At 66.8% G+C, this 9,927-nt stretch carries 9 protein-coding genes; 5 read left to right on the top strand and 4 right to left on the bottom strand.

Annotated features, from left to right (window positions below):
* The coding region (locus WBV89_RS10755; protein ID WP_423981346.1) for an AsnC family transcriptional regulator at positions 1 to 132 on the bottom strand (132 nt) is incomplete at its 3' end.
* A 127-nt stretch (positions 133 to 259) separates the two neighbouring features.
* Between WBV89_RS10755 and WBV89_RS10750 the strand changes: the two genes are divergently transcribed.
* From WBV89_RS10750 to WBV89_RS10740, 3 genes are all read left to right on the top strand, one after another.
* Positions 260 to 1,318 (top strand): ornithine cyclodeaminase, encoded by a 1,059-nt coding sequence (locus tag WBV89_RS10750; RefSeq protein WP_423981345.1) that lies wholly within the window; start codon positions 260 to 262, stop codon positions 1,316 to 1,318.
* 100 nt (positions 1,319 to 1,418) lie between these two features.
* Positions 1,419 to 2,234 carry a heliorhodopsin HeR gene (gene heR, locus WBV89_RS10745; protein WP_423981344.1) on the top strand — a complete coding sequence of 272 codons (816 nt, stop codon included), beginning with the start codon at positions 1,419 to 1,421 and terminating at the stop codon, positions 2,232 to 2,234.
* Between the two features lie 118 nt (positions 2,235 to 2,352).
* Positions 2,353 to 2,988, top strand: coding sequence for a hypothetical protein (locus tag WBV89_RS10740; RefSeq protein ID WP_423981343.1), 636 nt, complete (start codon positions 2,353 to 2,355; stop codon positions 2,986 to 2,988).
* On the opposite strand, the gene WBV89_RS10735 is transcribed toward WBV89_RS10740, so the two are convergent.
* Positions 2,975 to 6,100, bottom strand: a complete 3,126-nt coding sequence (locus WBV89_RS10735) for a BTAD domain-containing putative transcriptional regulator (RefSeq protein WP_423981342.1) — start codon at positions 6,098 to 6,100, stop codon at positions 2,975 to 2,977. The two genes, WBV89_RS10740 and WBV89_RS10735, sit on opposite strands and share 14 nt — an antisense overlap.
* Before the next feature lie 76 nt (positions 6,101 to 6,176).
* Between WBV89_RS10735 and ddaH the strand changes: the two genes are divergently transcribed.
* Both ddaH and WBV89_RS10725 read left to right on the top strand, forming a co-directional pair.
* A complete protein-coding gene (ddaH, locus tag WBV89_RS10730) occupies positions 6,177 to 6,965 on the top strand; it encodes a dimethylargininase (protein ID WP_423981341.1) in 789 nt (262 codons plus the stop codon).
* A gap of 53 nt (positions 6,966 to 7,018) precedes the next feature.
* Complete coding sequence (locus WBV89_RS10725; RefSeq protein ID WP_423981340.1) at positions 7,019 to 7,465, top strand: hemerythrin domain-containing protein; 447 nt, start codon at positions 7,019 to 7,021, stop codon at positions 7,463 to 7,465.
* A 14-nt stretch (positions 7,466 to 7,479) separates the two neighbouring features.
* On the opposite strand, the gene WBV89_RS10720 is transcribed toward WBV89_RS10725, so the two are convergent.
* Positions 7,480 to 8,703, bottom strand: a complete 1,224-nt coding sequence (locus WBV89_RS10720; protein ID WP_423981339.1) for an acetyl-CoA C-acetyltransferase — start codon at positions 8,701 to 8,703, stop codon at positions 7,480 to 7,482.
* Positions 8,704 to 8,832: 129 nt separating this feature from the next.
* The coding region (locus tag WBV89_RS10715; protein WP_423981338.1) for a serine hydrolase domain-containing protein at positions 8,833 to 9,927 on the bottom strand (1,095 nt) is incomplete at its 5' end.

Genomic DNA, 9,927 nt, shown 5'->3' with positions numbered 1-9,927 from the left:
GCTGTTGACCGTCGCCCGCGTCACGCCCAGTTGCCGGGCGAGGGTGGTGACGGGCGCCCGCCCATCGGTCCGGAGCAGCGCGATCAGGCGCCGATCGAGATCGTCGAGGACACCACTGATCGAACCGGACATGTGCAAAACGTAGAGGATCGTGATGCAAACCGTTCACTCAATGGACAAAAGTTCGACGATCTGGGGATCGACCCTCCACATCGACCAGGAGTAGCCTGGAAACTAGTAGCACACAGAGGAGCGCTCCATGGTCCGATTCGTCAACGTCCACAACCTCGGCCGATGGGCCGTCGACACCGGCATCGAACCGCTGCTCCGGGACCTGACGACCGAGATGGAGGCGCAGTTCCGCCGCTGGCCGCTCTTCGACAAGACCCCGCGCGTGGGAAGTCATTCCGAGCACGGCGTGATCGAGTTGATGCCGACCAGCGACGGGGTCACCTACGGCTTCAAGTGCGTCAACGGCCACCCGATCAACTCCGCGCGAGGTCTGCAGACCGTCACCGCGTTCGGCGCGCTGTCCGACGTCGACACCGGGTACCCAATCCTGCTGTCGGAAATGACCCTGCTGACCGGGCTGCGCACCGCCGCCACGTCGGCGATGGCGGCAAAGCTGCTGGCCCCGGCCGACGCGACGACGATGGCGATGATCGGCGCGGGCGCACAGTCCGAGTTCCAGGCGCTCGCGTTTCGCGCGAACCTCGGGATCAACACGCTGCGCATCTTCGACGTCGACCCGGCTGCGATGGAGAAGTTCGAACGGAATGCGACGGCGCTCGGATTCGACGTCACCCTCTGCACCGGCGTCGAGGACGCGATCAGCGGTTCACAGATCATCACGACCTGCACCGCCGACAAGAAGAACGCGACGATCGTCACCGACGAGATGATCCGCCGGACTCACCCGGAGACGAGGACCACCGGCGTCCACATCAACGCCATCGGCGGCGACTGCCCCGGCAAGACCGAACTCGACATCGAACTCGTCAAGCGCGCCAGCGTCTTCGTCGAGTACCCGGAGCAGACCTTCATCGAAGGTGAGATCCAGTCGCTGCCGCACGACTGGCCGATCACCGAGCTGTGGCAGGTGCTCACCGGCGAGGCGACCGGCCGATCCTCGAACGCCGAGATCACGATCTTCGATTCGGTCGGCTTCGCGATCGAGGACTTCACCGCCCTGACCTTCCTGAACGATCGCCTGACCGGGACCGACTACTACGACGAGATCGACCTCGTGGCCGAGCCGGTCGACCCGAAGAACCTCTTCGGGCTGCTTCCCACGAAGCAACCCGCCGTCGTCGGCTGACGCGGGGGTCCACGCCCTCGGACCGCCTCCGGGGGCGTGGATCGCCACCCGCCCCGACACCCGAGGCATGGGTCAGGTCGGTGCCGGGTACACGGCACCGATGACCACGATCACGATCGACACCGACCGCGAGGTCGTCGACGTCTCCGACGAACGCCTCGCACGACTGCGCATCTTCAACCTCGTGATGGGATGTCTCCATCTCGTGTCCGGTGTGTTGATGGTCGTGCTCGGCAATACCGACTTCGACCTGCCGACCAGCACATTCACGCTCAACGGCCCGCCGGGGACACCGCTCGCCGACGGCAGCATCGAGGAGTTCGTCGGCGTCCCGCTCGCGCTCGGGACGGCGGCGTTCCTCTTCCTGTCGGCACTCTTCCACTTCATCATCGCCTCGCCGTGGGGCTTCGCGCGATACGGCCGCGAGCTGCGCCGCGGACGCAACCGCTTCCGGTGGGTGGAGTACTCGTTGTCGGCCACGTTGATGATCGTGCTGATCGCTCTGGTCACGGGCATCACCGACGTGGCCGCGCTGATCGCGATCGCCTTCGTCAACGTGTCGATGATCCTCTTCGGGTGGATCATGGAGATGGTCAATCTGCCCGACGGTGAACGCTGGTGGACCCCGTTCTGGTTCGGATGCATCGCCGGGGTCGGGCCGTGGGCAGCGATCGTCACCTACCTCGTGATCAACGCCACCATCGAGGGCGCCCAGACCCCGCCCACGTTCGTCTACGCGATCATCGTCACGATCTTCGTGTTCTTCAACTGCTTCGCCATCAACCAGTGGCTCCAGTACCGGGGCGTCGGGAGGTGGAACGACTACGTGTTCGGCGAGTCCGTCTACATCGTCTTGAGCCTCGTGGCGAAGAGCGCCCTCGCCTGGCAGATCTTCGCGAACACACTGATCGACTGACGTCGGGCGAATTTCCGGACGCTCCAACGGTGCCGAAGTGACGCGCAGCAGTAACACGCGATCGTCAGGCTCGGCGCAGGGGCACAGCGGATGTCCCTTCGACGAAAGGACATCGAACATGTTGATCCAATCAGCCGAGATGACTGCGGCCCCGGGTAGAAGCTCAGAGATCGGCCCCCTGACGGCCGGAATCCGCGACTTCCTGTCGGCGGAGACCGGCCGAGAATGGTGGTCGTGGGCTGTGCTCGCAGGCCGCCCGTTCGGCACCTACATGCTCACGTCGCGAGCCGATGGCTACACCGACCTGGTCGCGGGCCAGGTGGCGCTCGCCACCTCGGCCGACTGGGCGAAGCTCACCGGGTCGGCCGCGGGGGTCCTGAACCAACCGGCCGAGACCTACCTCAACGAGGTGATCGCCGTGACCGGTGAACCGGCGCCTCCCAAGCAATTCCTGACCATCACCAGAGCAACCATGGCCGGGGGTGACATCGGGGCGACCCTTGCCTGGTCGACCCAGGTGATGGAGCACGTCACGAAGATCACCGGCAACAGCGGCAACGTGTCCATGTCGGCTGCAGGAAGATTCTTCGACGTGTTCTGGGCCTCTGGCGTCGACACCGCCGAGGAACTCGACGCGGCGATGCAGACGATCAACGGCGATGCTGAGTACGTCGAGATGGTCTCGGCAGCGGGCGCAGCCGGAATGTTCGTCGACGGGTTGGCCGAACGGGCGATCCTGGTCAAGATGCCGTAGTCGCCGACCGGAAGCGATAGCCGAGTCGGCTGCGCTCAACGATCGCGTGTTCTCCGAGTTCTCGGCTTCGGCCGTGATCCCCGCGTCGCCGGGCCACCGTGCTCGCGACCTCGAGGCCGTCGACCGCCGCGATCCTCAACCCGTGGTCGTGCGCAACCTCGAGTGCGGCGCGCGCTTCGTCCTCTGCACGGTCGAGATCGTTGCCGTCCAGCGCGATCTGTCCCCCCGCCAGGTGGAGCGATGCGGTCAGCAACGGAACCGATTCCATGTCGGCGACCAACTCGGCGCACTGCTCGGTGATCGACTCCGCGGCATCGACGCGTCCGACACCGATGAGCGCGGCGCCGACGAGCGTCACGGCGTAGACCCGCCACACCGGCACGGCCGCTGACTGCTCCCAGAAGTCCTCGGCGAAGTCGGCGGCCTCATCGGACGCGCCATCGAGAAGCGCAGCGCAACAGGCCGTGAACGGCGTGAGGTATTCGAGCAGCGGGAAGGACCCATGTGTCGCCCATTCGAGCGCTCTCCCCATCGTCGCCTGATCCGACGTGAGCAACGCCGCATGAGCCAGCGCCGCAGCCGAGGTGATCGAGAATGCGGGATCGGTCGGCACCGGCCGTCGGCTGCGCCCGAGGGCCCGAGCCAGGTCGCCCCGGACGGTCTCGGCGACGATCGCCCCGGCGTATCCGTTGCCGACCGAGTCGATACTGAACGTCGTGCCGTGCCGTCGCGTGAGGCGCCGGAGCTCCCCGAGAAGCGCATCGCACTCGTCGAGTCGCCCCATCAGTGCGAGCGTGTAGGCAGCGAAGCCCACGTACACCGACCCCTCGAGGTCTTCGCCCCGACGGAGCAGCCCGTCGACGTAGGCCTGGATCTGCGCCGTGCGCCCCGCGAAGGCCGGCGCCATCGCACGACTCCGTTCCAGCCACAATCGGGCGCGGCTCGGTCCCGCCGGCAGAAAGTCGTCGAGTTGCGCTTGGGCAGGAGCCGTGTCGACGAGCAGTGTGGTCGCAGTCGTCAGGAATCCCGCAACCGATTCCGCCCACGCTTCGTCACGCTGGTCGACATCGACATCGAGAAGCCATCGCCAGGTCGCGTCGAAGTCTCCGGCCTGGCCGAGCGCGCTGCGCACCGGAGCCAAACCCCGACAGATGCGGAAGGCGACGTGTCGGTCGTGCGCCCGCGCCCAGGTCCACGCGGCCACCACGTCCGGCATTCGTCGCACGAAGGGCCGGTGTTCGATCCCGCGCTCGCCGTCGCCGACCTCTTCACACCACCCGGCAATGAAGTGGGCATGCGCGCGTTCGGCCCGAGCCAACACACCGCTCTCGGCGGCGTGCTCGAGGCAGAACTGCCGGACGGTGTGCAGCATGCGATATCGCCCGCTGTCATCATCGAGATGGAGCAGACCGATGTCGGTCAATCGCTGGATCAGCTCCGATGGATGGACACCGGGATCGATCGCCTCCGCGACGACTCGTGCGGCCTCGCTGTCGAAGGGCGACCGGAAGACGGCGAGCGCGAGCAACATCCGCTGCTCGTCGGCGTCGATGAGCTGGAACGACCATTCGATCGACGCTCTCAGAGTTGCGTGCCGAGCGAGAGGCGCCCGCCGAGTGTTGGCCTTCCAGCGCATGACCTCGTTGATGCCGGTCGCGACGGACTCCAGCGGAAGGGTCCTGAGTCTGGCGGCCGCCAGCTCCAACCCGAGGGGCATCCCGTCGAGCTCGCGACAGACCGAGACGATCTGTTCCACGGCAGCGCGATCGATCGCCATGCCGGGCCGCGCTTCACGAGCTCGCGTGACGAACAGGCGCAACGCGTCGTAGTCCTCGAGGTCGTCGAGCGTGACGCGCTTCGCCCTGTTCGGCAGCCCGAGCCCGGACACCCTCCACACCACCTCGCCGGGGACTCCCAACGGTTCGCGGCTCGTCACCAGCGCTCGCGTCCCGGGACAGCGCGTCAGAATTGCCGTGATCACCTCGGCTGTCGTGTCGATCACATGCTCGGCGTTGTCGAGGATGAGCAACGACCGCTTGGCCCGAAGGCGCCGTTCGAGTTCGGCCACCGGATCGCGCCGCGGGACGACACCGATCTCGGTGGCGATCTGCTCGGCGACGTCACCGTCGGCTGCGAGGACTCCGAGATCGATCCACCACGCGAACGAGTTCTCTCGAGCCAGCGCTGCCGAGATGACGCGCAGCGCAAGCCGTGACTTGCCGCTCCCACCCGCGCCGGCGAGTGTCACGACCCGATGATCCTGGAGGAGATCCACCACTCGTGCGATCTCGCTGTCGCGGCCGACGAACGAACTGAGCGGGGTCGGCAGGCTGACGTGGACGTCCGGTCGTTGCGACGGTTGCGAGCCAGCGCGACGGGCCCACGCCGGGTGGCCTGCGTCCCGGAGCGTGCCCAGGTCGACACCGGAAGCGATCGCACGGTCGAGCTCGGCACATCCTTGTGACGGTTCGGTACCGATGTCGTCGCGCAGCACGGCGCGATAGGTCTGGAACTCGCGGAGCGCCTCGGTCGTCCGGCCATCCTGGCTGAGCGCCCGCATCAGGAGACATCGCGGGAGATCGCGGTACGGGTGCTCGTCGATCAACGGGACCAACGCGACCAACGCCGACGCGTTCTCACCCGCATCGAGCAGGACCGACGCGAGTTCCTCCAACGCCGACGCGTGGAGCTCGCGCAGTCGATGCACCTCGACCTCTGCCCACGGTTCGTGCGCGAACTCGTCGAACGGCGACCCCGCCCACAGTCGACACGCTCGATCGAGATCCTGACGCGCCTGTTCATCGTCCACCACATGGGCTCGGTCGACCAACCGCTCGAACTCGTCGACGTCCCGGCCGACGCGGAGTTCGTACCCCGCCGATCCGGTGACGAGGACGTCGGGACCGATCACCCGGCGCAAGCGGCTGATCGACGTGCGGAGCGCTCCAGCAGACAGCCCGAGGTGTTCTTCCAGGACCGTCGACCGTACGACGCTGCACGCGTGCAGGCACAGGATCGCGAGGAGCCGACGCTGTGGCTCGCTCGCCAGCGCCAATTCCTCTCCCTCGGCGTCGAAAGCGCGAATCGAGCCGAGCACTGTGCAGTAGCCCACTGGTCCCCCGCTCGGTGAAGAAGCCGCTCGAAAAGCTAACACAGCTCGGAATTCGTCGACGCGCGACACTGGTGCGGTGACCGCTCCGCTCCATGATCAACGCCTGATTCTCGTCCGCCGACCGAGCCCCCACCTTGCGGACGGCGAGGTGACCCACATCGAGCGGGCACCGGTCGACATCGACCTCGCGATGGAGCAGTGGGCCACCTACGTCGACACGTTCCGACGTCACGGATGGGACGTGATCGAGCTCGATTCTCTCGACGATCACCCCGACGGTGTGTTCGTCGAGGACACGGTCGTGATGTACGGGGATCTCGCCGTCATCACACGACCGGGCACGGCATCACGACTCGGTGAGATCGATGGGCTCGACGTTCGGTTTCGCGAGTTGGGCTACGAGGTCGCCAGGATCGACGCGCCAGGCACGCTCGACGGCGGCGACGTGATGAAGGTCGGTTCGACGATCTACGTCGGCATCGGTGGGCGCACCAACCAGACGGGTATCGATCAGCTGCGCGAACACGTCGCGCGTCGTGGAGCGGAGGTGATCGCCGTCCCGACCACGTTGGTTCTGCACCTCAAGTCGGCGGTCACGTCGCTCCCCGACGGCACGGTCATCGGATACGCGCCGGTGGTCGACGATCCGGCCGTGTTCGAACCGTTCCTTCCCGTTCCCGAGGAGCCGGGGGCACACGTCGTCGTTCTCGGCGACGAAAAGGTGTTGATGACCGCGCGCACCGATCGCACCGCCGCCCTGCTCGCGGAACGCGGCTACGAGGTCGTCGTCAGCGACATCAGCGAGTTCGAGAAGCTCGAGGGCTGTGTGACGTGCCTGTCGGTGCGGCTCCGAACGGCGCCGTGACCACGACCGCTTCGCGAGGTTTGGATCGGGTCGTCACCGGGCATGAAGGGCTCATGACGATCTTCGAATCCATCAGAAACGACCACGAGACGCAACGCACGCTGATCGACATCCTGGTCGAGACCGAGGGTGACAGCGACGGGCGCAACGAGGTCTGGCCGAAGCTGAAGCGCGAACTCGAGGCCCACGCGGCTGCCGAGGAGCGGTACTTCTACGTGCCGTTGATGGAGCACGATCTGACCCAGGATGCGGCGCGGCACTCGGTCGCCGAACACAAGGAACTGGACGACTTCGTCGAACAACTCGAGGGCTACGACATGTCCGGCCCGCAGTGGTTGCAGACCGCCCGGGAGTTGCGCGAGCGACTGCTCCACCACCTCGACGAGGAGGAGAAGGAAGTCTTCCCCGTGGCCGGCAAGGCGTTGGCCGTCGACGACAAGACATCGCTCGCAACCGACTACGAGTCGGACATGGAGCGGCGCCGCAGCGACGCCGACTGACTCAGCCCGACGGCTCAGACCCGTTCGATGATGATCGCCGGGGCCATGCCGCCGCCGGCGCACATCGTGATCAAGCCGACCTGCTTGTCCTGACGCTCGAGTTCGTCGAGCACGGTTCCGATCAGAATCGCGCCGGTCGCGCCGATCGGGTGGCCGAGTGCCATCGCCCCACCGTTGATGTTGACCTTGCTGCGGTCGAGATCGAGGTCGCGCTGGAACTTCTCCGCAACGACGGCGAACGCCTCGTTGATCTCGAAGATGTCGATGTCGTCGAGCGTCATCCCAGCCTTCGCGAGCACCTTGCGCGCGGCGGGCACGGGAGCGTTGAGCATCAGCGTGGGATCGTCACCCATGTTGGCGGTCGCCACGACGCGGGCGCGGGCCTTCATGCCGTGTGCCTTGGCGTAGTCCTCGCTGGCGAACAGGATCGCCGCGGCCCCGTCGACGACGCCCGAGGAGTTTCCGGCGTGGTGGACGTGCTGGATGTCGAGATCCGGATACTTCTGATTGATCAGCTCGCGGAATGTCTGCGACTCGGGGGTGTGGCGGTAGTCGGCAATCTGGGGAAAGCTCGGCGGGAGTGCGGCGAGCGACTCCGCCGTCGTGCTGGGCCGCGGGAACTCCTCGCGGTCGAGGGCGATCGACCCGTCCATGTTCAACACCGGAACGAGGCTCTTGTCGAAGCGGCCCTCGCGGATCGCCTGGTCGGCGCGTGCCTGTGACTCGGCGGCGAGCGCGTCGAGATCCTCACGGGGAATCCCCTCGAGGGTGGCGATCGCGTCGGCGCACACACCCTGGTGCGACTGCGGGTGGATCTCCTGGAGGTGGGCGTTGTTCGCGCCCATCGGGAGCATGCCCTTCTTCGGCAGCGACATCATCTCGGTACCGCCCGACACGACGAGGTCTTCCATCCCGGCCATCACCGCGTGCGCCGCGTAGTTCGCGCTCGTGATGCCCGAGCCGCAGAAACGGTCGAGGGTCGCGCCGCTGGCGGTGATGTCGTAGCCCGCATCGAGTGCCGCCATCCGGCCGAGGTCGCCACCCTGCTCCATCACCTGCGAGCTCGTTCCCCACACGACGTCGTCGACGTCGGCGGTGTCGAACCCGTTGCGTTCGACGAGCGCGGCGAGGACCGTCGAGGCCACGTGCTGGGGGTGCAGGTGCGCCAGCGCACCCTTGCCCGGTTTGCCGATTCCTCGGGGGGTGCGGCAGGCGTCGATGATCAGTGCGTCGGACATGATCGAAACGCTACGAGGCGCGTGGTGTCGGCCTCGCATCGGGTGACGCACCGCCTCCGTTCTCGTCGCGCTTCTGCCCGGCGCTCGCACGGATGCGCGACGAGAACGACGACAACCGGTGGCTGCGACTCAGACGAGCCCGCCGGCGGTCAGCGCTTCGTTGATGATCGTCGCCAGGTCCCGACTCGAACTCGGGGCGTCGCCGCTCACGGTGATCGCCCAGGTGAGACCGTCCGGTTGCCGAAGCGTCATCGCGTGCGTGCTCTCGACCGTTCCGGTGTGACCGAACGATTCGGGCCCGAAGATCATCAGCCCCATCCCGTATCCGGCGGTGCGGGGTGGTTCGGGCACGAGCGTGGTCGGAGCGGTCGGGTCGGGCTCGACGGGAGGGTCGAGCGTGACGGTTCGCATCGCCGCGTTCGTCGCCGGGCTCAGCGCCTTCCACCCGGGAGTGTCCGGATCGAGGGAATCGACGATGGTCGCGACGTCGGTCGGTGACGCGATCCACGAGCCAGCGCCCTCGAGGACCTCCATGTAGTTGCGACCTTCGGCGGACGCATGCGCGACGTCACCGTCGGACACGTCGAATGTCCCGGCCAAACGCATCCCGTCGATGTCGAGCGGATCGAGCAGTTGCTCGGCGACGACGTCGGCATACTCCTCCCCGGTGACGTCCTCGATCAACTGGCCGAGCAGGCAGAAGTTGACGTTGCTGTAGCGGAACGTCGTGTCCGGCGGGCGGTCGAGGCCCTGACCGAGCGCGATCGCTCCCGCCTCGGGACACGATTCGACCTGGCGGGCGAACATCAGGTTCTCGTACTGTCCGATCCCCGACCGGTGCGTGAGCAGGTCGCGGGTGGTGATCTCGCTCACGCCAGATGACGGTGAGCCCTGCCCGACGCGGGCCGCCAGTCGTTCGCCGACGGGTTCGTCGAGTTCGAGCAGACCCTGGTCGACGAGGCGCAGCGTGGTGATCGCGGTGATCACCTTGCTGATGCTGGCGATGCGGTACCGGTCGCCGATCTCGACGGGGTCACCCGCGCTCGTACGCGTTCCGAGTGCCACCTCGTGGACGATCTCTCCGTCGCGCAGCACGGTGGCCGAGACCGCCGATGACCCGTCGTCGAGAATGGTCTGCAGGCGATCGTCGAAGGCCGGCCACCCGGTGAGCGCCGGGACGGACGACGCCACGACCGGCGGTGTCGTCGTCGATGTCGGCGTGGC

The organism is Ilumatobacter sp., assembly GCF_049588435.1.
In the GTDB taxonomy this organism is placed as follows: Bacteria; Actinomycetota; Acidimicrobiia; order Acidimicrobiales; family Ilumatobacteraceae; genus Ilumatobacter_A.
The sequence above is the reverse complement of the archived record's forward strand: the minus strand, read 5'-3'. Positions and strand labels throughout refer to the sequence as shown.